Annotated in this window: 18 protein-coding genes; 8 read left to right on the forward strand and 10 right to left on the reverse strand. The window is 69.0% G+C overall.

Annotated elements, in window-relative coordinates:
* Positions 1-35: 35 nt before the first annotated feature.
* From K8O92_08570 to K8O92_08580, 3 genes are all read right to left on the reverse strand, one after another.
* Positions 36-2,054, reverse strand: a complete 2,019-nt coding sequence (locus tag K8O92_08570) for a peptidase M13 (GenBank protein ID UAK33943.1) — start codon at positions 2,052-2,054, stop codon at positions 36-38.
* Positions 2,055-2,127: 73 nt separating this feature from the next.
* A complete protein-coding gene (locus K8O92_08575) occupies positions 2,128-2,502 on the reverse strand; it encodes a DUF397 domain-containing protein (GenBank protein ID UAK33944.1) in 375 nt (124 codons plus the stop codon).
* Between the two features lie 10 nt (positions 2,503-2,512).
* Positions 2,513-3,364 carry a Scr1 family TA system antitoxin-like transcriptional regulator gene (locus K8O92_08580; protein UAK33945.1) on the reverse strand — a complete coding sequence of 284 codons (852 nt, stop codon included), beginning with the start codon at positions 3,362-3,364 and terminating at the stop codon, positions 2,513-2,515.
* 135 nt (positions 3,365-3,499) lie between these two features.
* Between K8O92_08580 and K8O92_08585 the strand changes: the two genes are divergently transcribed.
* The gene (locus K8O92_08585; GenBank protein ID UAK33946.1) at positions 3,500-4,024 is read left to right on the forward strand and encodes a hypothetical protein; all 525 of its coding nucleotides are present in this window, start codon (positions 3,500-3,502) and stop codon (positions 4,022-4,024) included.
* Here the strand turns inward: K8O92_08585 and K8O92_08590 are convergent.
* Together K8O92_08590 and K8O92_08595 are read right to left on the reverse strand one after the other, a co-directional pair.
* Entirely contained in the window at positions 3,993-4,496 is a 504-nt protein-coding gene (locus tag K8O92_08590) for a DUF4190 domain-containing protein (protein ID UAK33947.1), read from the reverse strand. The two genes, K8O92_08585 and K8O92_08590, sit on opposite strands and share 32 nt — an antisense overlap.
* A 114-nt stretch (positions 4,497-4,610) precedes the next feature.
* Positions 4,611-5,396 (reverse strand): pirin family protein, encoded by a 786-nt coding sequence (locus K8O92_08595; GenBank protein UAK35540.1) that lies wholly within the window; start codon positions 5,394-5,396, stop codon positions 4,611-4,613.
* 199 nt (positions 5,397-5,595) lie between these two features.
* Here K8O92_08595 and K8O92_08600 point away from each other — a divergent pair, with 199 nt between their 5' ends.
* Together K8O92_08600 and K8O92_08605 are read left to right on the forward strand one after the other, a co-directional pair.
* Positions 5,596-6,096 carry an NUDIX domain-containing protein gene (locus tag K8O92_08600; GenBank protein ID UAK33948.1) on the forward strand — a complete coding sequence of 167 codons (501 nt, stop codon included), beginning with the start codon at positions 5,596-5,598 and terminating at the stop codon, positions 6,094-6,096.
* A gap of 127 nt (positions 6,097-6,223) precedes the next feature.
* Positions 6,224-7,516 (forward strand): hypothetical protein, encoded by a 1,293-nt coding sequence (locus K8O92_08605; GenBank protein ID UAK35541.1) that lies wholly within the window; start codon positions 6,224-6,226, stop codon positions 7,514-7,516.
* Here K8O92_08605 and K8O92_08610 read toward each other — a convergent pair.
* A complete protein-coding gene (locus tag K8O92_08610; protein ID UAK33949.1) occupies positions 7,509-7,994 on the reverse strand; it encodes a hypothetical protein in 486 nt (161 codons plus the stop codon). The two genes, K8O92_08605 and K8O92_08610, sit on opposite strands and share 8 nt — an antisense overlap.
* 242 nt (positions 7,995-8,236) lie before the next feature.
* On the opposite strand from K8O92_08610, the gene K8O92_08615 reads away from it, so the two are divergent.
* Positions 8,237-9,916 (forward strand): DUF4185 domain-containing protein, encoded by a 1,680-nt coding sequence (locus tag K8O92_08615; protein ID UAK33950.1) that lies wholly within the window; start codon positions 8,237-8,239, stop codon positions 9,914-9,916.
* Here the strand turns inward: K8O92_08615 and K8O92_08620 are convergent.
* Genes K8O92_08620 through K8O92_08630 form a run of 3 tightly spaced genes read right to left on the reverse strand, consistent with a single transcriptional unit; the run spans position 9,886 to position 12,212 of the window.
* Positions 9,886-10,743 carry a biotin-dependent carboxyltransferase family protein gene (locus K8O92_08620; protein UAK33951.1) on the reverse strand — a complete coding sequence of 286 codons (858 nt, stop codon included), beginning with the start codon at positions 10,741-10,743 and terminating at the stop codon, positions 9,886-9,888. The two genes, K8O92_08615 and K8O92_08620, sit on opposite strands and share 31 nt — an antisense overlap.
* The gene (locus tag K8O92_08625) at positions 10,740-11,447 is read right to left on the reverse strand and encodes an allophanate hydrolase subunit 1 (protein ID UAK33952.1); all 708 of its coding nucleotides are present in this window, start codon (positions 11,445-11,447) and stop codon (positions 10,740-10,742) included. Before K8O92_08625 ends, K8O92_08620 begins: the two co-directional genes overlap by 4 nt.
* Positions 11,448-11,456: 9 nt before the next feature.
* On the reverse strand, positions 11,457-12,212 hold the full coding sequence (locus tag K8O92_08630) for a LamB/YcsF family protein (GenBank protein ID UAK33953.1): 756 nt from the start codon (positions 12,210-12,212) through the stop codon (positions 11,457-11,459).
* A gap of 142 nt (positions 12,213-12,354) precedes the next feature.
* Between K8O92_08630 and K8O92_08635 the strand changes: the two genes are divergently transcribed.
* On the forward strand, positions 12,355-13,170 hold the full coding sequence (locus tag K8O92_08635; protein ID UAK33954.1) for a hypothetical protein: 816 nt from the start codon (positions 12,355-12,357) through the stop codon (positions 13,168-13,170).
* Between the two features lie 5 nt (positions 13,171-13,175).
* Here K8O92_08635 and K8O92_08640 read toward each other — a convergent pair whose 3' ends face one another.
* On the reverse strand, positions 13,176-14,606 hold the full coding sequence (locus K8O92_08640; protein ID UAK35542.1) for a CCA tRNA nucleotidyltransferase: 1,431 nt from the start codon (positions 14,604-14,606) through the stop codon (positions 13,176-13,178).
* Positions 14,607-14,863: 257 nt separating this feature from the next.
* Here K8O92_08640 and K8O92_08645 point away from each other — a divergent pair, with 257 nt between their 5' ends.
* The 3 genes from K8O92_08645 (at position 14,864) to K8O92_08655 (ending at position 22,660) form a co-directional block, all read left to right on the forward strand.
* Positions 14,864-15,400, forward strand: a complete 537-nt coding sequence (locus K8O92_08645; protein ID UAK33955.1) for an NUDIX hydrolase — start codon at positions 14,864-14,866, stop codon at positions 15,398-15,400.
* Positions 15,397-17,985 carry a DUF6049 family protein gene (locus K8O92_08650; GenBank protein ID UAK33956.1) on the forward strand — a complete coding sequence of 863 codons (2,589 nt, stop codon included), beginning with the start codon at positions 15,397-15,399 and terminating at the stop codon, positions 17,983-17,985. Before K8O92_08645 ends, K8O92_08650 begins: the two co-directional genes overlap by 4 nt.
* Positions 17,986-18,823: 838 nt before the next feature.
* The gene (locus K8O92_08655; protein UAK35543.1) at positions 18,824-22,660 is read left to right on the forward strand and encodes a peptidoglycan biosynthesis protein MviN; all 3,837 of its coding nucleotides are present in this window, start codon (positions 18,824-18,826) and stop codon (positions 22,658-22,660) included.
* Positions 22,661-22,818 lie beyond the last annotated feature (158 nt).

Below are 22,818 nucleotides of genomic sequence, written 5' to 3' on the forward strand. Positions count from 1 at the left end.
CTTTTGCTTTCTTCAAGACCGCTCGGGCCCGGCGATCACCAGATCTTCACGCGCTCAGCGGGTTCCAGGTACAGCGCATCGCCGGGTTCGACGCCGAACGCCTCGTGGAAGCTGTCGATATTGCGCACGACGGCATTGCAGCGGAACTCCGGCGGCGAGTGCGGATCGGTCGCCAGGCGCCGAATGGCTTCCTCTGTGCGGGCTTTCGTGCGCCACACTTGCGCCCAGCCGTAGAACACCCGTTGCAGGCCGGTGAGCCCGTCGATCTCCGGCGCGTCGGCGCCGCCGAGCGAGATCTTGTACGCCTCCAGCGCGATGGAGAGGCCGCCGAGGTCACCGATGTTCTCGCCGATGGTGAACTGGCCGTTCACGGTGTGCTCGTCCGGCAGATCCTTGGGGGAGAGCACGTCGTACTGATCGATCAACGCCTTTGTCCGCTTGCCGAATTCGGCGCGGTCCTCGTCGGTCCACCAGTCGACCATGTTGCCGTCGCCGTCGTACTTCGCGCCCTGGTCGTCGAAGCCGTGCCCGATCTCGTGACCGATCACCGCGCCGATGCCGCCGTAGTTGGCCGCGTCGTCGGCGTTCATGTCGAAAAACGGCGGCTGGAGAATGGCGGCCGGGAAGACGATCTCGTTCATACCCGGGTTGTAGTAGGCGTTCACCGTCTGGGGCGTCATGAACCACTCGTCCCGGTCGACCGGACCGCCGAGCTTGCTCAACTCCCGATCGTGCTCGGCGGCGTAGCCTCTGCGGTAGTTGCCGACCAGGTCGGCCGGGTCGATCACCACGCCCGAGTAGTCCCGCCACTTGTCCGGATAGCCGATCTTCGGGGTGAACTTCTCCAGTTTCTCCAGCGCGGCGATCCTGGTGCCCTGGCCCATCCACTCCAGCTCGGCGATGTTGCGGCGGTAGGCCTCCTGCAGATTGGCCACCAGCTCGACCATCCGTGCCTTGGCCTGCGGCGGGAAGTGTTCGGCCACATACAGTTTGCCGACCGCCTCGCCCAGCAGGTCCTGCACCAGCGTGACGCCGCGCTTCCAGCGCTCCCGATTCTCCTCCGCGCCGGTGAGCGTGCGGCCGTAGAAGTCGAAGTTCTCCTCGACCACCTCGTCGGTCAGATACGGTGCACGCGAGCGCAGCACCCGCCACGCCGCCCATGCCCGCCAGTTCGCGAGCGGCTCGTCGGCCCAGAGCCGGGCGAACGTGCGCAGATAATCCGGCTGGCGGACGACCACCTCGGCGAACAGCTCGGACCCTGCCCCCTCGACGCCTTCGGCCAGCGCGGAAGTCCACGCGGCCCAGTCGAACTCGGGGTTTTCGGCGGCCAACGCGTCGAAGGTGGTCAGGTTGTACCTGAGTTCGGCGTCACGGCGGCGTACCACGTCCCAGTGCCCGGCGGCCAGTTTCCGCTCCAGCGCGAAGACGCGCTCGCCCACGGTGTCGAGTTCGTCCGGCAGCAGCCCGGCGACCTGCGGGTCGGCGGCAGCCAGGGCGAACATGCGGTTGATGTGCACGATGTACTTCGCGCGGATCTCGGCGAACTCGTCCTGCCGGTAATACGACTCGTCGGGCAGGCCGATGCCGGACTGGGTGGCGTGCACCAGATAGCGGTCGGAGTCCTTGTCGTCGGTGTCGACGAACACGGCGACGGCGCCACCGACGCCGGTGCGCTGCAACCAGCCGAGCAGCGACGCGAAAGCCACCTTGTCGCCGACCTCGGCGATCGCGGCGAGTTCGGCGGCGATCGGCGCGAGCCCGGCGGCGGCCACCGCGTCGGTGTCCATGAAGCTGGAGTACAGGTCACCGATCTTGCGGGCGTCGCTGCCCGGCTCGGCGCCGGCGTCCGCGGCATTCTGGATGATTGCCTTGACGTCCAGTTCCGCCTGGTCGTACAGCGCGCGGAAGGCGCCGTCCACGGCCCGGTCGGCCGGGATCTTGTGCTCGGCCAGCCATTTGCCGTTTACGTGCGCGAACAAGTCGTCCTGCACCCGCACGCCCTGGTCGAGGTAGGACAGATCGATACCGGAAGGACGGGTCGGTTCGGAAGTCACGGTCTCCAGTATGCCGATGTGGGGGATGAGTCGGCCCCCGGCCGCAGCCGACCGGGGGCGTCGAACAGGGAAATCAGGCAGGCAAGACGATGCAATCGAATTCGCCGTCGTAGGCGCCGAGCAGGAAGGCGTCCCACTCCTCGGGGGTGTAGACGAGGGTGCTTCCGCCGTGACGCAGAGTGGTGTGACCGTTGGCGGCGGTGTGTGCGCGCAGTTCGCCATTCGATCGCCCGCGGGTGCGCAGGGTATCGAGGAACGCGGTCCATTCGGCTGCGGTAACGGTGATGACGGGCTCTTCGGCGGGGCGGTTCGCCGGGTCGCGGCGATATTTGCTGTCACGGATGAGCACCGCATCACCATCGAACCGGACCTCGACGCATTGGTTGCCATTGTTCGATCTGGTCGATGTGAACCAGCCGGTACGTACCGGCCGCGCGGTGATGGCCATGGGCAGGATTTTACACGCCGGAATAGCGTCTGATCAGGGCCAATGAGTCCAACCGTGACAACGATTGGTCCACCGCGCGCAGGTAGGCGAAGCGTAGATCGCGGACCAGATCCGGGTCCTCGACGGCCCCGCCGAACACCGCGCTCTCCACCCAGCCGAAGGTGGGCAGTTGCTCGCCGGCGAAGTCGATGAGGTGGAAGCTGGACCCGCCGAGTACCGCGCCCGCGGTGGCCGCGAACGGGATCACGCGCACCTCGACGGTGTCCAGTTCTTCGATCAGATCGGCCAGGTAGCGCAACTGTCCCCGCAATACGTCCGGGCCGCCGGTCTGCTGGAGCAGAGTGCCCTCACCGAACACCGCGGTCAACTCGACCGGGTCCGCGCCGCGCAGCCGCTCTTGGCGCCGCATCCGGATCGCCACCAGCTGCTCGACCTGGACAGGCCGGATCATCACGTCGGCGCTGATCAACGCGCGAGCGTAGTCCTCGGTCTGCAGCAGCCCCGGAACGACGAGGCTGTCGTAGCTGCGGATGCTCTGCGCACCGTATTCCATGCCGTAGAGCCGCTGCAGCTCCGGTCCGATCAACGCCGAGGACCTCGCCCACCATCCGCGCTGCTTGCTGGCCTCGAGCAAGGCGAGCAGCTCCGCGCGCTCCTCGGCTTCCACCTCCAGCAGTTCGAGCACCGGGCCGATGGTCTCGGTGGTCAGTACGCGCCTGCCTTTCTCCACGTGCGACCAGTTGGCCGGCGTGAAGCCCACCCGCCTGGCGAAGCCCGCGGAGTCGAACCCGCGCTGTTCACGCAGTTCCCGCAGCCGAAGCACCAGTTCCCAGCGGGCAACGGTGGGCGAGACGGGTGCCATGTGTGGGGATGCTACGCCCACTCCGCCGCGCGGTCGTGGTGACTATTGTCAAGTGACTTGCCCAGGACTAGGGTCGGGTCCAGCGATCGATTCTTCCGAGCACGCGTCCACCACAGCGAGGCGAGGTTGTTCGTCATGAGTACATCGCGCATCCAGTCGGGCAGGCATCTGGCGTCCACGGATTTCCCGTCGATCCAGGACGCGTTCGCTCGCTGCCGTCGCTACCGCGATGACAACGGGCTCTACGGTCTCGTTGACCCGCTCCTCGGTCGCATCATGCTGGAAGTGGGCTCGGTCGGCGCGGTCGTGATGCCGAGCGGGTTCGGCCGACAGGTGCGCGAGCGGCTGGCCGCGGGGCCCGAGGCCCGGCCGGGGCCGATCATCGCGCATCCGCGCGCGGATCGCTGGACTTTCCTGACCGGGCCTACAGACAACTCGTACCTGGATACCGGACTGTTCACCGACCTTTTCCGGGTCTGCGCCTCGATCGGGTTGCCGGGCAGCCATATCGTGCTGCCCTCACCCGCCGACGAGCACAGCGGCTACCGAACCTGGGTCGCGGCGCCCGACGGCGACTTCCGCCGTGATTTCGCCGAGGTGATCGCCACGACCCGGGCGTGCGCGGCGGCTACCGGGGCGTCGGCGCGGGCGGTGGAGTGAGCGTGATGCTGAACTTGTCTTCCAGCTTCTGATTCCACTCGCGCTCGCACCGCTCGATCTCGGCCTGGTCGTTGCCCGCCTTGTTCACACAGTCCACGAAGTCTTTTCCGCCCGAGTCGACGAAGAAGCTGTAACCCACGATGGTGAGCAAGATGGCGCCGACGATGCCCAGCGCGCCGAGGACCACACCGGTGATCGCCATCCCCATGCCTCCGGCGGTGCCCGCACGGGCCTTGAACACCGCGACGATCCCGAGGATGACGGCCAAGATGCCGAAGAGATAGCCGCCGACGACCGTCCAGAAGAACAGCAGCGCGAGGATGCCGAGCACCAGCGCGGTGATCGCCAGGCCCCTGCCTTTCGGCGATTCCTGCCAGTAGGCGGGGCCGCCCGGGTACTGGCCGCCCGGCGGCTGCGGATATTGCCCGGGCGGCGGGTACTGGCCGGGCGGCGGGGGCGGATATTGCGACATGGACTTCCTCTCCGTCGGTGCCTCGCGATGCTCGGTCCGGACGAGGTGGTCCGGAGGTGCGCGGCGGTCGCCTACTGATCGCGCTCCCCGCGGACGGATGTTAATGCGAAACGGCTACTGGGCGCCCAGCCTCGCGTGCATCTCCCAAACCAAGATTTCCGAAGGCCTGCGCGCCACCACACGTTGGCCCCCCGACCTGGTCAAACGCACCGCGTCCCCCTCGTAGAGCGGGCCGACACCCTCCATGTCCACCTCCCCGCGCGCCACGAACAAATGCAAGTACGGCGCATCGGGCAGATCGATCACCTGCTCGCCCGACTCCGCGCCGGCCATCCGCGCCACATGCAGCGCCGAATGGCTGCTGTTGATGGCGATGGCAGTCCGATCGCGGTACCGGGGCAGTCCCGAGGCGACCGTCACCAGGCCACCGCCTGCCAGTTCGTCATCGATTTCGAGCTGCTCGTAGCCGGGGGTGAGACCCGGTTCGTCGGGCACGACCCACATCTGCACGAAATGCACGGGCTCGTCGTGTTCGGGGGCTCGGCCGTCCAACCGCCACGCGTCGTTCTTCTCCGAATGCAGGATGCCGGTGCCCGCGCTCATACGCTGGGCCAGCCCCGGATAGATGACGCCGCTGTGGCCCAGGGAATCCTGGTGCACCAGACTGCCCCCTAGCACCCAGGTGACGATCTCCATGTCCCGATGCGGGTGGGTGTCGAAACCCTGGCCCGGGGAGACGACGTCTTCGTTGTTGACCAGCAGCAGGCCGTGGTGGGTGTTGTCGGGATCGTAGTGCTCCCCGAAGGAGAACGAATGCTTCGAATCCAGCCAGGAGACCCGCGTCTTCATGCGGTCGCCGCCACGGTGGACATCGATGTGTGGTGTCGTGAGTGTGGACATCATGGTCCTCCTCTCGGGACCGTGCACCGATCGCCATTCAGGGTAGGAGCACTTCCACCGCGGTACTCCACATTCCTAGTAAATTGTGCCGCACTCGGCATTTTACGCGAGCGACCGGAAGGTGAACGGGAGGCGAGCAGAACCAACCGGTACGTCGAAACGTCGGGCCACCTCGTCGGATATCGCGGTCCGGTCCCGATTGCCAAGCGCCGCAACGCCGCCCGGAGGTAACGACGTGCTCCAGCCCGATGACCTCGCCCGGATCGAGCGGCAACTCCGCAGCGAAGCGCGTCGCGATGGCATCGCGCATTTCGTGGTAGGCGTCGCCGTGTTCCGCGAAAACCGGCTCCTGGTGGTGCGCCGAGTCGCGGACGACTATCACGGCGGTATGTACGAACTGCCCGGAGGAGGTGTCGAATCGGGGGAGACATTCGCCGAGTGCGTCGAGCGGGAATTGCTGGAGGAAACGGGGTTGCGGATGCGCGCCGTCACCGACTTCCTCGACGGATTCGATTACGCGACCCGGACCAAGTCGAAAGTGCGGAAATATTGCTTCGTCGTGGAGGCGGAGCCAGGCGATGTCGCCCTCGCGCCAGGGGAGCACGACGCGTTCGCGTGGATCGACGCTACCGCGCTCGACGAGCTGCCGATGGCGCCGGATATGCGGCGGATGGTGAGCATGCTGGTCGACCGGGTCTGACTCGCGCGCCGCGTCCTTCGCGCCCGACGCGCGAGCGTGCGGCGACGTCGGCGAACGCAGTACGCTCGCGGACGTGTCGACTGGTCCCGCCGAAGGCCTCACTCCCGCGGAGCAACGGCCGGGTGGACTGCGCGCCACACTTCGGGCAAGCCCGGGCGTGTCGCGGCTGGCCGTTGTGCGTTTCGCCGGGCAGTTCGGCGACGGGATGTTCCAGGCGGCGCTGTCGGGCGCGATCCTGTTCAATCCGGAGCGGCAGACCGATCCGACGGCCATCGCGGCGGGCTTCGCGGTACTTCTGCTGCCGTATTCGCTGATCGGCCCGTACGCGGGCGCGCTGCTGGATCGTTGGGACCGGCGCACCGTGCTGCTGGTGGCCAACGTACTGCGCGCCGTTCTGATCGCGCTGGTGAGCGCGGGCCTGCTGGCCGGGGTCGGCGAGACGCCGCTGCTGCTGGCTTTGGCTGTGGTCGGCGTCAGCCGTTTCGTCCTGGCGGGGGTCTCGGCGGCGCTGCCGCGGATACTGCCGCAGGAGTGGCTGGTGCCGATGAACTCGGTGCTGGCCACGGTCGCGTCCGGATGCGCCGGATTGGGCGCGGCCGTGGCGGTGGGAATCATCGGGCTGATCGGGGCGGGAGACTGGGCCTCGGCGGTCGCGGTCACCATCAGCGGCGCCGGGTCGGTGCTCGGTGCGGCCTTGGCGGCGGGGTTCCGGCCGCGGGCGCTCGGTCCCGCGCCGGACGCGGCGAAGGGTGACAACACCGTGCACGCGATCGCCACCGGTCTGCGTACCGGCGCGACGGCGGTGTGGGAGTCCAGAGCGGTCACGACCGCGATGCTGGGCATCGGCACGCATCGGATCGTCTTCGGCGTCAATACGCTGATCATGGTGCTGGTGTTACGCCAGACTCCGATCGACGGCTCCGGACTCAGCGGGGGCTTGGTCGGCTTCGGCGTCGCGATCGCCGCCACCGCGGCGGGCATGCTGGTGGCCGCCGGCGTCGCGCCACTGCTCATCCCCCGGCTGGGACGGGCGCGCACCGTGGTCGTCGGCCTGATCACCGCGATGCTGGTGCAACTGACGCTGGTCACGCCGATCGCGTTCGCAGACTCGGGCGCCGCGGTGGAGCGTGCGCACCAACTTCTCCTGGCCGGCGCCTTCCTCCTCGGACTCGCCGGACAGACGATCAAGCTGACCGGTGACGCGACCATGCAGATCGATATCGACGACGCCCGCCGCGGTCAGGTGTTCGCGCTGCAGGACACCGTCTTCAACGTCGCGTTCGTGCTGGCGATCGCGGCCGCGGCCCTGATCGTTCCGGCCGACGGCCGATCGGCGGGGGTGGTGCTGGCCGGCGCCGCGATCTACGCCGCGGGCATCGTGGCCATCGCGTTGAACACGCGACGCGGCGCGGTCAGCTGAAAGACGGTTCGTCGCCGGATTTTCGCTCGTCTTCGCGGCTCAGCCAGTGCGCGAGGTGCTCGGGCAGCGCGTCTGGCACCGCGCCGCCGGGCCGTGCGGCCGCACGATCGGAATCCGGTAGTCGAGTGTCGCCGAGCAGACGATCCGGCACGTCCGCGTCGGTGCGGACGATCCAGTCGAGCGGCTCGCTGTCCGCATCGCCGGGCAGACCCGTGATCTCGTGGTTCCACGTGCCGAGGCCGGTGGGATCGGTGAAGAAATGGTCGAGCACACCGTCGTCGTCGAGATCCAGCGCCGCGATGTCGGCGCGGCCCGAGCCTGCCGTGTCCCACAGCGCGTCGTCGGCGATGCCGTCGCCGTCGAAATCCAGCCGCACCGCGTCGGCCGCGCCCGTATTGCCGAGTTCCAGATCGGCCTCGCTGGTCCAGACGTGCACGGGTCCGTCACCGGTACCGAACACGTACTCGATCTCGTTCATATGTCTTTGGACGCGCCCGCCGCGACGCCGGTTCCATCACGTGGGCTTTTTCGATTCGCCGTCCCCCGTTCGCGGGCCTTGTTCCGGTAAGTTGACCTGTCAGCGGCCGACCGACAGGAGTCCACACGACATGGGTTTTCCGGTGCACGACCCCGACGCGGTACGACAACTGCTGGGCGCGTGGAAGACTCGGTCCGCCACCGGGCGTCCGACCACCGGATAGCCGCGGCCGGGCGGACCTGATGCGCGAATCCGGAATCAAATCCCCCTGTGCACCGGCCCTGTTCGGCGCACTGCTCGTCGGCGCCCTCACCGTGCCGATGCCCGCCGCGCAGGCCGCACCGTTCCCCTGGGCGCCCCCGCCGGTGAACAGCTGCGGCGAGATCGGATTCGACCCGCTCAACCGCGAGCCGGATCCCGCGCAACCCCCGCCGCCGCCGCTGCCCCCGCAGATCAACATCCCGGTGCCGATTCCGGAACTCACGCCGGTTCCCGTGCCCGATCCGCCGCAGGACAACACACGGATCGTGCCCGACCCGTTGCCCGCGAATCCGTGCGACAACCCGTGCCCGGACATCAGGGACAACCCGAAGCACCCCGAGCCGGATCCCGATCCGAGCCCGACGCCCGAGACCGGGGCCGACGAGGGGACCGGTTCGAGTTCCGGCTCCTCCGGCTCCGCGTCGGGATCCGGTTCGGGCAGTGGTCCAGGCACCGGTTCCAGCTCGGGTTCCGGCGAGCCGGTCAAACTGCCGCGCATCGAATTCGAGCCGGAGGTCGAGCCGATCCCGGTCCCGGTGCCCGGCGGTCCCGGCGAGGAGCCCCAGCCCGCTCCACCGCATGTGGTGCATCCGACCGAACCGGGCCCGCTCGCGGCCCCGGTGGCCGCGCCGATGGTCGAGTCGGTGCGGCTGGTCGAGCAGGTGACCGGGCACGGCTCGCAGAACCGCACCGACATGCGCTGGCAGGTCGACGGAACCGACCTGGGGCTGATGTGGGAGACGGAACCCGGCGAGGTCGCCGTGGTCTTCGGCGACACCTTCGGTAAAGGCTGGGGCGGTGGCGGCGCGGGCAACGACGACCAGGACTGGCGCAGCAACGTCATCGGTTTCAGCACCGACAGCGATCTGTCCGACGGCTTGACGCTCGATACCTTCGCGCAGGACAGCCGGTGCCACGCCGCGGAGATCCTGGGCAGCCGCAAGATCAAGAACTGGGAGACCACCACCATCCCCACCTCCGGTTTCGCCGTCGGGAACCGGCAGTACCTCAGCTACATGTCGGTGAACAGGTGGAGCCGCATCCCCGGCCTGTGGTGGACCAACTACGGCGGCATCGCCTACTCCGACGATCGTGGGCGCACCTGGAAGAAAGACCAGCATGCCAAGTGGGAGAACTTCTTCGGTCTGGGCAGGTTCCAGGTCGCGGCGATGGTGCCTCACGGCGAGCACGTCTACATGTTCGGCACGCCCAACGGACGCATCGGCGTGATCGGCTTGGCCCGCGTGCCCAAGCGCCACATCCTGAACAAGTCCGCCTATCAGTACTGGGTAGGTGGCAGTTGGGCTCCCGCCGCCGAGAACCAGGCCACCCCATTGGTGCTCGGCATGGCCAGTGAGCTGTCGGTGCGCTACGACCAGGAGACCGAGCAGTGGCAGATGGTCTACCTGGATTCGGCGCGGGGCGCGATCGTTCTGCGTACCGCGGCAAGCCCGCAGGGGGCCTGGACGGACGCGATCGCGCTGGTGTCCACCGCCGACTATCCGAAGTCCTACGGCGGGTTCATCCATCCGTGGTCGACCAGCGAGGACCTGTACTTTCTCCTCTCGGAGTGGGACAGCTACAACGTATATCTCATGCACGCCCGGCTGAATCCGAGCGCGAGCCGGATTCAGCCGGCACGCTCGAACCGCACGGGCTGACCCGGGCGCGCCTGCGCGACCGCGTCCACGTCGGCGTCGACGACCACCGCGATCACCGGATACCCGCCCGTGACCGGATGATCGGCGAGGAAGACGACCGGCTGTCCGCTCGGCGGCACCTGGATCGAGCCGAGGGCCATGCCTTCGGTCGGCAGTTCACGAGTGACAGCGCGGGTCAGCGGCTGCCCGGCCCGGCGATCCAACCGTGCGCCGACCCGGTCGGTATCGGCGGAGACCTCCCATTCGCCGTGGAACAAGGCGGTGGCGTCGGTGAACCAATCGTCGCGCGGACCGAGTACGGCGCGCACGGTGAGGACGTCAGCGGGCAAATCGGCGACAGGGGCGAGGTCCACCACCGGAATGGTGCGCGGAGAAGGCCCGACCGGCAGACGATCGCCCTTCGCCAAAGGCTCCGGCCCCAGTCCGGCCAGGGTGTCGCGGCTGCGAGACCCGAGCGTCTTCGGCACATCGATGCCGCCACGCACCGCGATGTAGCTACGCAGTCCGGTGGACGCGTAACCGAGCCGCAGCGCCTGCCCCGGCTCGAGTTCCAGCACGCTCGCGTGGCCGACGGGCCTGCCGTCGACGGTAGCGGGCGCGGGCGCGCCGGTGACGGCCAACATGACGTGCTCCTCGGCGTGCAGGGCGAGCCCGCCGAGCAGCACCTCGATGACCGCGTGACCCTCCGGATTGCCGACCAGCCGATTGGCCAACCGCAACGACCCGCGATCGGCCGCCCCAGCGGGACCGACACCGGAATCGAACCAGCCCGGCCGCCCGAGATCCTGGATGGTCGCGAGCGGCCCCACTTGCTCGACGACGATCATCCGCCACCCCCCGCGTCGACGAACCGGACCGTGACGCCCGCGCGAATCAACGCGGGCGGATCGCGCTCGGCATCCCACATCCTGAGGTCGGTGGTCCCGATCAGCTGCCATCCGCCGGGTGTGCTGCGTGGATACACGGCGCTGTATCCACCGGCGAGTGCTACCGCACCCGCCGGAATCGACGTACGCGCCTGGGCTCTGCGCGGAACCGACAGCCTGCCGTCGGGCGATTCCAGGTAGCCGAAGCCCGGCGCGAATCCGACGAAAGCACACCGCCACACCGTGCCGGTGTGCGCGGCCACCACTTCCGCGGTCGTGAGTTCCAATGCCCGGGCGACGTCATCGAGGTCGGCGCCGTCGTAGCGCACCGGAATCGACACCGGGTCGGCACCGAATGCCAGATCCGGCAATGTTCCACGGGAAACACCGGGCGACTGCTCGGCGTGGAGCGCGACCAGCAGCGTTGTCAACACCCTGCGGACGGCTTCGGCGTCACGGGGTGAATCGAGCGTGAGCAGTACCGTTTCCGCGGCGGGGAGCAGGTCCTGCACGCCGGGCACCGGGCGGTCCCGCAGCGCGGTGACGAGTGCCGCGACCACCTCGCGCCGCTGCGGCGTGATCAGCAGCGCCCGATCACCCGCCGCGCGGATCGCGTCCTCCGCCGCCTTCCGCTCCGCGTGGGTTCCCGCGCCCTTCGTCGTCATATCCAGGCCTCAGCCGAACGGCTCCACTGGCACGCCGACCTCGTCCAGCGCGGTGCGGATGTGCCGCGCCATCTCCACCGCGGCGGGCGAATCACCGTGCACGCAGATGCTCGCGGCACGCACCGCGACCTCCCTGGAGCCATCGGCCGTCCGCACGGCGCCGGACTTGGCGATCGAGACCGCCTGGGCGACGGCCTCCCGCGGACCCAACACCGCCCCGGCCGCACCGCGTGCGGCCAGCGAGCCATCGGGCGTGTAGGCCCGGTCGGCGAAACCTTCGCCGACGAATCGCACTCCGGCTGCCTGGGCCGCCGACTCCAACTGGGTGCCCGCCGGGCCCAGCAGGGCCAGCCGCGGGTCGTACTCCGCGATCGCGGCCAGCACCGCGTCGGCCAGCTGCCGATCTCGCGCGGCCGAGTGATAGAGCGCCCCATGCGGTTTCACGTAGCGGACCCGGTCGCCCGCGGCCTTCGCGAAAGCGTCCAGGCCGCCGATCTGATACAGCACCTCGTCGCGCAGCTCACCGGGCGCGACCGCGATCTCTCGCCGCCCGAAACCGGCCAGGTCGCGATAACCGACGTGGGCGCCGATCCGAACACCCTTCTCGACCGCGAGAGCGCAGGTCCTGCGCATGATCGCAGGGTCGCCCGCGTGGAATCCGCAGGCGATGTTCGCACTGGTGACGATGTCGAGCATGGCGGCGTCGTCGCCCATCGTCCACGGACCGAAGCCCTCGCCGAGATCACTGTTCAGGTCCAGCGCCATGTGCGTCCTCCCAGCAGTGTGTCGCAGGCGGCCTTCCGATTCTCGTGCCCGAGCGTGGCCCTCGGCAAGGACGTCCGGTCCGCGCGAGGTGGATCACAACGCGCGGGTCCGGACCGCCGCGCCAAGTACGCTCAGTCCAATCATGGCCACGTATTTCGATCCGAAGTCCTGGTCGCCCATGCGGGCCGTCGACCTCGGAAAGCGCCTGTTCGATCAATCCTGGCTGGAGCAGTGGGTCGCGCTCAGCACCGCCTGGGTGGATCCGGTCGCCGACCTCGGCGCGGGCACCGTCACGGCGCTGCTGCCGGACGTGCTGATGACCATGCTCAGCGAGGGCATCCTGAGCCGGTTCGGCGGGCAGGAGGTCAGCGCGACCCTGCTGGGTCACGATCTGCACGCCACCTTGCAAGTGCTGAAGGTGCGTCGCCGCGGCGCGCACTTCCAGACCAAGACGGTGCTGTCGCGGCTGCGCTGGGACGATCACCCGATCGAGGCCGTGACCGTCATCGCACACGGCGTCCGCCTGATTCCGGGCGTGCCGACAAAGATCCGTACCGCCCGGCTCGACCTCGACGGCACCGTCACCACCGCGGCGCTGGTCGGATGGCTCAACACCCAGCCACTGGACTGGGCCCTGGACGTGCACCCGAGCGGACTGATCCGAGCCCGGCACCGCCGACGGCTGCTGACCGCCCTGGTGGACGCGTCGATCAGGGACAACCGACTGGCCATCGACGTACGCGCTGCGAGCTGGTTCGGCGTCCGGATACCGCGACGGATGATCGACGTTCCCGCCGTTCCGCTCGAGCACCTGCCCAAGGACGCGCGGATCGCGCGTGCCGATCGGGAGGGCGACCTGATCCGTTTCCGCGTCGAACTGCCGGAGATCACCGGGTCGTTCGACCTGGCCCAGATGCGCTCGGCGATCTTGGCGGGTACCACCCTGATCGTGTTCTGACCCGATCAGCTCTGCGACTTCCACCACTCGAGCAGCGCCGCCTCGGCCTCGTCCCGGCTGAGCGGACCACGGTCGAGGCGAAGCTCCTTCAGGAAGCGCCAAGCCCGGCCGACTTCGGGGCCCGGCGGCACACCGAGCAGTTCCATGATCGCGTTGCCGTCCAGATCCGGACGTACCTTGGCCAGGTCCTCCTGCTCCCGCAACCGCTCGATCCGCGCCTCCAACTCGTCGTAGGTGGCCCGCAGCGCGGCGGCCCTGCGCTTGTTGCGGGTGGTGCAGTCGGCGCGGACAAGTTTGTGCAGGCGGGGGAGCAGCTCGGCGGCGTCGGTGACATAGCGGCGCACCGCGGAATCGGTCCACTGACCTTTGCCGTAACCGTGGAAGCGCAGATGCAGGAACACCAGCCGGGCCACGTCCTCGGTGAACTGCTTCGGGTATTTCAGCGCCCGCATCCGTTTGCGCACCATCTTCGCACCGACCACCTCGTGGTGATGGAAGCTGACGCCGCCGCCCGGCTCGTTGCGCTTGGTGTCGGGCTTGCCGATGTCGTGCAGCAGCGCGGCCCAGCGCAGCACCAGATCGGGGTCGCCCTCCTCCTGGTCGATGGCCTGCTCCAGCACGGTGAGCGAATGCCAGTAGACGTCCTTGTGCTGGTGATGTTCGTCGATTTCCAGCTTCATCGCGGGCACCTCGGGCAGCACCCGCTGCGCAAGCCCGGTCTCGCACATGACGTTGATGCCGTCGATCGGGTGCGCGCCCGCGATGAGCTTGTCCAGTTCGACCCGCACCCGCTCGGCGGTGATGCGATCGATCTGGTCGGCCATCGCGGTGATCGCGGCCCGCACCCGGGGAAGCGGCTCGAAGCCCAGTTGGGAGACGAACCGTGCGGCGCGCAGCATGCGCAGCGGGTCGTCGTTGAACGAATCCTCCGGCGCCGCAGGCGTATCCAGCACACCCTCGAGCAGGGCGTTCATGCCGTCGAGCGGGTCGACGAATTCCAGCGCGCCGTCCGCGCCGATCTTCACGGCCATCGCGTTCACCGTGAAGTCCCGGCGCACCAGGTCTTCCTCGAGCGAGTCACCGAAGGTCACCTGGGGATTGCGGGAGACCCGGTCGTAGCTGTCGGCGCGGAACGTGGTGATCTCCAGCTGGTGACCGGCCTTGGCCGCGCTGACCGTGCCGAACGCCAGACCACCGGTATCCCACAGATGGTCGGCCCACCCGCGCAGGACGTCCTGCACGACTTCCGGCCGCGCGTCGGTGGTGAAGTCCAGATCCGTCCCCAGCCGGCCGAGCACCGCGTCCCGCACGCTCCCACCGACCAAGTACAGCTCGTGCCCCCGCGCCGCGAACATCTCGCCGAGGGGCGTCAGCACATCCGACAGCCCCCCGAGTGTCACCGCCGCGGCGGCCAGCAGTCGGGTACGTCTATCCAGCGCAGCGTCCTTGGACTTCGGCGAAACCACGAATGAGCAGCTTACCGAGCCGCGCGAACGGATATCGCGCCGCAGGCCCACGCAGCAGCCCAGATATATAAGGACACCGGCATCTACCCAGCCAGCAGCCTCCGCACACCCAGGGAGTCACCTGCCCGCCATTCCGCGCTTCACGCGATCCACCGCAGCCCGCAGTGCTGAAGACCACAACACGCCGCGACGCAGGCGGGACAAATTCAACACAGTAGGATTGCCAGGTGTCTCCGGCCGATCGTGCGAACAGTCGACGCCGCCAGCCTCGGCGCCGCGGTTCGGCCGCCAATGCCGCGAAGCCACGGATGCGCACGGTCCGGGAGACCTCGGCGGGCGGGCTGGTCGTCGACGGCTTGGACGGTCCTCGGGAATCACGCAGCGCCGCGCTCATCGGACGCACCGATCGCCGCGGGCGGTTACTGTGGTCGCTGCCGAAAGGACATATCGAAGAAGGTGAGACCGCCGAGCAGACCGCGATCCGCGAGGTCGCCGAGGAGACCGGCATCAACGGCGTGGTGGTCGCCGAACTCGGCAGCATCGATTACTGGTTCGTGACCGACGGTCGGCGGGTACACAAAACGGTGCATCATTATCTGCTGCGTTCGGTCGGTGGCGAACTGTCCGACGCCGACGTGGAAGTGACCCAGGTCGCCTGGGTTCCCTTGACTGAACTGGATTCTCGGCTGGCCTATGCCGACGAGCGGCGGCTTGCGGAGATGGCGAACAAGCTGATCGACCGGATGGAGACCGGCAAGCGATGACGCGTGGACTGTTCCGGATCTTCGTGGCGGTCCTGACCATCCTCGGCCCGGTGACGACGCTGCCACTGCTCGATTCCGCGTCGGCCGTGGCGCAACCGACCGGGTCCGGCGCCACGTCGAATCCCAGATTCCTGAAGCTGTCGCTCGATTCGGTGACGCCGACCACGGTGACCACCACCAGCGATTCGGTGCTCACGGTCGCGGGCACGGTCACCAATATCGGCGATCGCGTGGTGGACGACGTCAGCATCCGCATCCAGCGTGCGGCGGCGATCACGGCGCCGGTGGGGTTGCGCGCCACTTTGCGCCTCGACGAAGTCAATTACGACGTCAACGGCGAGTTCGAGGATGTCGCGCAGCGGCTGAATCCCGGGCAACGCAAGCAGTTCACACTGAGCATCCCGTTGCGCTCCGAGACCGGCGCCACGTCGCTGCGCATCACGGAGCCGGGTGTCTACCCGCTGCTGCTGAACGTGAACGGTGAACCGGCCTACGGCACGCAGGCCAGGCTCGACGACGCCCGGTTCTTGCTCCCGGTGCTCGGCGTGCCGCCCGCGCCCAGCGACGGCGCCGCCTCCGCCGCCCCGCCGGTGTCCGCGCCCACCGACGCGCCGGTGGCGACGACATTGCTGTGGCCGCTGGCCGACCGGCCGCGGCTCGTCGCGGGCCATCCGGGCAGCGTCGACGGCAAGGTGGAACTGACCGACGACGAACTGGCCGCTTCGCTCGGCAAGGGCGGCCGTCTCGATCAGTTGTTGGCCGCGCTGGAGGGAATGTCCGGTCCGGATGCGGTCCGTGACGCCGAACTGGCTTCGGCCGTGTGCGTCGCCATCGATCCCGACCTGCTGCTCACGGTGCGTGCGATGACCAACGGTTATCGCGTGCTCGCCAGCCCGTCCGATCCCGACGGGGCGACGCGGGCGGGCGCGGGCGCCGAACAGGCGCAGATCTGGCTGGACCGGTTGCGCGCGCTGTCCGGGTCGATGTGCACGGTGGCGCTGCCGTTCGCGCAGGTCGATCTCACCGCGCTCGCCGCGGTCGAAGATCCGGCGCTGTCCGCGCGCGCGATCAACGAACCGGCCGAGGTCGTCGACTCGATCCTGGCCACCCGCTCGGTGCGCGGGGTCAGCCTGCCGGATTCCGGCAGCATCGACGCGGGGGCGGGCCAGCTGTTGCGCGACCATGGTTTCGACACCGCTGTGCTCGCCGCGACGGCGGCCGTTCCACAGGGAAGCATGGACTGGGCGCAGTCCAGCAGTGACAGCGGACACACCACAAGCGGTTCGAGCGAGGACGTGACGACCCCGGACCCGGCCATCCCGGAAGTGGTTCGGCTGCCCGAAATCACCGCGAGTCGGCCGCCCGCACCCGCGCCGCCGACGCCGCCGGTCGCGGGCAACCCCGCACCACCTGCCGCGAGTCCACCCATCCCGCCCGCCGACCCCGCGCTGCGCGCGGTGACGTTCGACATCTGGTCCGCGACGGCGCTCGCCGCGCTGGGCTCGAATCCGCCCACCCCGCCGTTCACCCCGTCCCGGGTCCGCTACGACGTCACCAACGACTCGCGCGCGGCACGCTTGCAGGACGCGCTCGGGGCGATCTCGTGGAGCGCGCTGCATCCGGAGACGAACCGGCCGCGTTCGCTGTTACTCGTCCCGCCACAGCAGTGGGGTGCGAACAAGGACGAGGCGACCGCTTTGCTGCGCCAAGTCGACCTGCTGCTGCGCGGCAACCTCGCCACCGCACGTCCGTTCCCTGAGCTGGTGGCGCTGCCGCCGGACTCACAGCCCTACGAGCTGGACTACCTCCCGCAGGCGGCGCAGGACGCGGTCCCGGACCGGTTCGTGCTGCCCGTGCGCGACCAGGGCCGTGGGATCACCGAGATGATGCGCGCGCTGGTGGACGTGCCGGAGGCCGAGCCGACGCCACACGATTTCCTGACGCCGCTGCGCGACGACCTGTTGCGCGTGCTGACCCTCTCGGATCGGCGTACGGGCGACGCCGCGCCGGCGGACACGTTCGCTCAGCGCCGACTGGACCAGAACACGCGGACGATGGACAAGCTCTATCGCTCGGTCACCGTGCTTCCACCGGGCGGGGTGTACACCCTCGCTTCCGAGCAGAGTCCTTTGCTGCTGGTCGCACGCAATGATCTGCCGGTGGCCATCCGCGTCAGGTTCCGGATCGAGGCGCCTGCGGAGACGGAGATCACCGATCCCGGCGAACAGCAGCTCCCGGCGAACGGATCGCGGTCGTTCCAGATTCCGACGGAGGTCAGCGACAGCCGGAACCTGGTCATTCCGATCTCGCTCACCACACCGGAGGGTGTCGCGCTCGGCAATCCCACGCAGGTCTCGGTGCGTTCGAACGCCTATGGTCAGGCCTTGGCGATAATTACGGGATGCGCCGCACTCCTGCTGCTTCTGCTGGCCGGTCGCCGTTTGTGGCGCCGGTTCCGCGGGCAGCCCGATCCGGCGGACGAGGGCTTCGATCCGGGCACCAGACGCCGGGTCAACCGGTACCGGCGCGCGCGCAGGCGGATGCTGCGGGAGCAGGAGCAGGAGCAGCTTCAGGAGACGCGGTGACCGATCCCGCTTCGACGGGGCCGCGCACATTGCGTCTACCTGCGTCGATGTGGTGTACCGCGGTGGGGTGTGGCACGGTGGAGGACAATTACGGTGTTCCCGGGCCCGCCCGGTCCGGGAGGGAACCACTGACAGAATGTTCGCCGATCACGGCGGACCGTTGCGGCGGGCCGCGGCTCACCGCACCGATGGGGGTGCGGATATCCCGGCGGGTACAGGAGGCATGATGAGCGACGATGACATATCGGCTCATCGCCCTCGACCAGGCGAGCGCCTCGACGGGCCGCCGGTTCGCCGAGCTCCCGCCGCTCCGTGGGAACGCGGCCCGGCACAGCCCGATGCGGAGAATCCCGGCGTGAACGGCGGCCCGTACCACGACGGACCGCCGCCTCGGGTACCGCAGGTGAGTCGTCCTCCGGCCGCGCCGCAGCCGCGGCCTGGTCAGCGCATGCCTCCGCCACCGCCGCCACCGCCTGCCGCCCAGCCGCGGCCGCCCGTGCCGCCACCGCCGCGCCCCGGCCCCGCGCCACACCCGAACCAACGGCAATATCCTGCCCCGCCGGCGGGCCCGGCCGGGGGTCCCGCACAACCGCGACCGGTACCGCCTGCCTCCGCTCGTCCAGCGCCCGCCGGCCCATCAGCCGGCGCCCCGAGGCAAGCGCCGCCGCCCGTGCCGCCACGCGCGCCGCGGTCCGGCGGGATTCCGGTCGCACCGCGTCCGCCTCGGCCCGGTGGCATTCCGGCTGTGCCCCGGCCCCCGCAGTCGGGTCCGATCCCCGCCGCGCAGCGGCCACCACACTCCGGGCCGATCCCGGCCGCCGCGCCGGAATCCGATCGAGTGCCGCCGCCCCGCTACGCCCCGCCGCAGCCGCAGCAGTTCCCGCCCCCGCCACGGCAACGACCGGCTGCCCCGGTCCGGCGCGAGCCCGCCGAACCGGGTCGCCCGCGGACCAGGGAGTGGCCCACCGCCACCGCCACCGCGGAGCCGAAGGCGGACGATTCGAAGCAGAGCTCGAGTTCCCGGCTGCTCAGCGATTCGGGATCGATCGCCTTCGCGACGTTGATCAGCAGGATCACCGGGTTCGGCAAGCAACTGCTGCTGCTGACCGTGCTCGGCCCCGCCATCGCCAGTGCGTTCACCGTCGCCAGCCAGATCCCGAACATGATCGCGGAACTGGTGCTCGGCGCGGTGCTCACGGCGATCGTGGTGCCGACACTGGTGCGCGCGGAGCAGGAGGATCCGGATCGCGGAGCCGCGTTCGTCCGGCGTCTGGTGACCGCCGCTTTCGTGGTTCTGGCCACCGCCGCGCTGTTGGCGACGGCCGCGGCGCCGGTACTGACCACCCACGTCTTCCTTTCCGACGACGGCAAGGTCAACACCGCGCTCACTACGGCGCTGGCCTTCCTGCTGTTGCCAGCGATCTTGTTCTACGGCATGTCGGCGCTGCTCACGGCGATCCTCAACACCCAGCAGATGTTCAAGCCCGGCGCATGGGCCCCGGTGTTGAACAACCTCGTGGTGCTCACCGTGCTGGGCTTGTACGTCCTGATGCCGGGAGAGATCACGCTGGACCCGGTCCGCATGAGCGACCCGAAGCTGCTGGTGCTCGGCGTCGGCGTCACGATCGGCGTGGTGGTACAGGCGGTCAGTCTCATCCCGGCGATCCGCAGGGCAGGCATCGACCTGCGCCCCCTCTGGGGCATCGACGACCGCCTCAAGCAGTTCGGCGGCATGGGCGCGGCCATCATCCTGTACGTCCTGATCAGCCAGGCGGGCTTCGTGTTCGCCACGCGGATTTCCTCGCATGCCGACGCGGCGGGCCCGGCGATCTACAACAACGCCTGGCTGCTGCTGCAACTGCCGTACGGCGTACTCGGTGTCACAGTGCTCACCGCGATCATGCCTCGGCTGAGCCGCAACGCCGCCGCCGACGACACGCCCGCGGTGGTCGACGATCTTTCCGCCGCCACCCGGTTGACCATGATCGCGCTGGTCCCGGTGGTCACCTTCCTCACGCTGGCCGGTCCGCAGGTCGGGCAGGCGCTCTACGGCTACGGCAACTTCGGATCCGACGCCGAACGACTCGGGCTCGCGGTCAGCTGGTCGGCGTTCGCGCTGATCCCGTACTCGCTCGTGCTGATCCACCTGCGCGTGTTCTACGCCAGGGAGCAGGCATGGATTCCGACCTGGATCATTCTCGGCATCACCGCCGCCAAGATCGTCTTCTCGGCGCTGGCTCCGGTGCTCACCGACGCCGAGCACGTGGTGATCGCGCTCGGCGTCGCGAACGGCCTCGGCTTCGCGGTGGGCGCCGTGGTGGGCGGTTACCTCTTGCACCGCAGTCTCGGTGATCTTCGGATGGCCAACGTCGGCCGCACAGTGACACGTGTCGTGCTCGCGTCACTCGCGGGCGGGGCGGTGATGTGGATCGTGGACCGGGTACTCGGTCTGGATCGGCTGACCGCGGCATTCCACGGACCGGGTTCGCTGATCCGGGTGGCGATCACCGCGATCGTCATGTTCGCGGTGGCCTTCGGCTTGATGCGACTGGCCGGTATCCCGGAGATCGTCGCCATAACCGTGTCCATCTCCCGGCGTCTCGGCTGGACGCCGCCCGCGCCGGAGCTGGATCTGGAGAGCCCGGCCGAAGACCCGTACGTCACACAGGTACTCCGCAGGCCGGACCCCTACTTGGCGTACCCGCGGTTCGATCCGTACATGGACGCCCAGACCATGGTGCTGCCTGTGATCAGACCCGACGCCGTTGACCGCACCGGCATGGGTGAGTTCCCGTACCCTGTTCGGCAGACAAGCACAAGTGGCGAATTCGCCGGAACCTCGACATATCAGGGCGAAGGAGGACCGAGGGTGAGCGACGACGCGGTGGGCGGCGTCCCAGCCGCCGATTCTTCTGCGACCACGCCCGGCGGACTGTCCACCGATGTACCGCCGACCGCGGGGGAGCCGTTGGATCCCGCGTACGCGAGCAAGGAGCCGGGCACGGCTCCGCCGGATCAGGACGCGCCGAGATCGCAGGAGAACCAATTGCCTGCGCGCGATCCGATGTACGACACCGGGATGATCCCGATCGGATCGCCGGAAATGCCGCCGATGGGTGGCGAGAACCTGGGCGCGCGGCGAGTCCCGCGCGGCCCCAAGCTGATTCCGGGCGCTTCGGTGGCCGGCGGGCGCTATCGCCTGCTGGCCAGTCACGGCGGCGCCCGCGGCTTGAAGTTCTGGCAGGCGCTGGACATCAAACTCGATCGCGAGGTCGCGCTGACCTTCGTCGACGCCGACCAGAAGGCGACCGAGAACTCCGGCCAGGACGGCCCCCAGGCGATCCTGTCGCGGACGCTGCGCCTCGGCCGGATCAACTCGCCGGGTCTGGCCCGCGTCTTGGACGTCGTGCGCGGCAGCTCCGGCGGCATCGTGGTGGCGGAGTGGACACCGGGCCGCTCGCTGCGCGAGATGGCCGAGACGGTGCCCTCGCCGATCGGCGCGGCGCGTGCCATCCGCGCCCTCGCTTCGGCGGCCGAGCTGGCTCACCGCGGCGGTGGGTCGCTGTCCATCGATCATCCCGACCGGGTGCGTATCAGCGCCTCCGGTGACGCGGTGCTCGCCTTCCCCGGCACCTTGTCCGACTCCGACGCGCAATCCGACGTGCGCGGTCTCGGCGCGATGCTCTACGCGCTGATCACGGCGCGCTGGCCGATCCGCTCCGGGGGTGTCACGGGCGCCGCCGCAACGGTCGGCGGGCTCCGGCTGGCCGACCTCGGCCCGGATGGCACGCCGGTGGAACCGCGACAGATCCGTCCCGAGGTACCGTTCGAGATCTCCGCGGTCGCCGTGCGCTCGCTGGAGTCGAACAAGGGCGTGCGCACCGCCGCGACGGTTCAGCATGTGCTGGAGCAGGCGTCGGTGGTCGATCAGAAGACCGATTTCATTCCGGTGCTGCGGCTCGGGCAGCGCGCGCCGGCGAACATGGACGACTCGCTCGCCGATCCGGAACTGCTCGCGGCCGAACGCGAACGCTCGCAGCGCATGATGTGGATCATGGTCGGCCTCGGCATCCTCGCCGCGCTGGTCGTCGGCATCGTGATCTGGTGGATGGTCAGCGTGTTCGCGCCGGGCGCTTCCGATGCGCCGCTGAACGAACAACGCAACATCGGTCTGACGACCAACAACCAGCCCGTGCCGACGCCCGCTGCCGCGGGCCCGAACCTCAATTCGAACGGTGTGCCGGTCCCGGTGACCGGCGTGTCGGTGTTCTCGCCGGAGGGCACCGCCGACGGCGTCGCCAACGTGCAGGCGGTGCTGGACGACGACCCGGCCACCCAGTGGCGCACCGATCAGTACTTCCAGCAGTTCCCGGCGCTCAAGAAGGGGGTCGGGCTGCTGGCGACGCTCCCCGCTCCCGCCAAGCTCACGAACGTCTCGATCAACTCGCCCAGCGCGGGCACGTCGGTGGAGATCCGCACCTCGCCCACCGGTTCGCCGACGCTGGATCAGACCCAGCTGATCGGTTCCGCCCGGCTCGACGACGGCGTCACCGACATCCCGGTGCGGGCCGACCAAGCCGCCCGCTACGTTCTCGTCTGGATCACCGGACTCGGCAACTCCGGAGGACAGTTCCAGACCGCGATCGCCGATATTCGTCTCGACGCCGCACCCTAGCCCGGCTCCGCTTCCGCCGCACACACTCGTTCGTGCAGGCCATTCGTAGCGCAACGCAGAGCGTCGCGTCTTGCTCCGTACCCGGCTCGATCACTTGGTTGCTGCCAAATCGTTACGGACGATATGATCTTCGGGCGCTCTCAGCAGGGGAGCTTCCC

Source organism: Nocardia asteroides (assembly GCA_019930625.1).
GTDB lineage: Bacteria > Actinomycetota > Actinomycetes > Mycobacteriales > Mycobacteriaceae > Nocardia > Nocardia sputi.